1 protein-coding gene is annotated in these 819 nt (G+C 60.0%); it reads right to left on the bottom strand.

Features of this window, described 5'->3' with window-relative positions; translation table 11 throughout:
• The coding region (gene tssG, locus F4V72_RS23955) for a type VI secretion system baseplate subunit TssG (protein ID WP_150342520.1) at nt 1-819 on the bottom strand (819 nt) is incomplete at both ends.

The following is an 819-nucleotide window of genomic DNA, read 5'->3' as shown; positions in this document are numbered from 1 at the left end:
ATTGGCAGGTCAGCCGTGGCCGGGGCAGTAACCGGCGCGGGAACGTCAGGGAAATATGCGCATCGTAGCGCCAGCCCAGATAGACCCGCAGCAGGGCCAGTAAATCGTTATACAGCGTAAAATCCGGGGGGAACCAGCCCTGTAAATCCGCTTTGCTTTCGGTATACAGCCGTATATCAATGGTGCCGTTGACATCGGTGGCAACACCGCCCAGCACGAGATGGTCCCCCAGGCAAAATCCTCCGGCGGTACTCAGCGTCAGTTCCGGAACTTCCACCCGCCGCTTATGGTGCGGCACCACCGTGGCCGTCGTATCCGGCGTGACCATTTTCACCACCTGAGCCACCCCTTCGGCAGTCCGCCCCGGCACCTGCAGGGCGGGCAGCATGCCGAGAAAGCGCGACAGCGGAGTGTCCAGGTGTTCAGCGGTGCCGGGAATACCAAGCCCCGCCAGTCCCAGCAGGCACTGTGAAATGGCATCGGTGCCGCCATCCTCAAACGAAGCCGGGTAACTGTGCTTACGCCAGATACGGTAATACTGGGTTATCAGCCGGTGGTTGAAGATATCGAGAAAGTGCTCCACCGTCTCATGACCCTCACGCCGTTGCGTGATGTCATCAATATACTGGGTCGGCAGCGGCGACGTGATGCCGTAGAGCCCCATAAAGGTGGTTCTGACCGTGGGCGGCGAATCCGGGTTATCATCCGGATTAATCTCAATGCCCTTAAACTCACCTGCCGGAAAGCCCATTCCGGCATACGGACGCAGACGCACCGGGTCATCGCCGATGCGCCTGCTGCTGCCGAGTGGTGGATACT

Origin of the sequence: Salmonella enterica subsp. diarizonae, assembly GCF_008692785.1 — a bacterium.
Classification (GTDB): domain Bacteria; phylum Pseudomonadota; class Gammaproteobacteria; order Enterobacterales; family Enterobacteriaceae; genus Salmonella; species Salmonella diarizonae.
The sequence above is the reverse complement of the archived record's forward strand: the minus strand, read 5'-3'. Positions and strand labels throughout refer to the sequence as shown.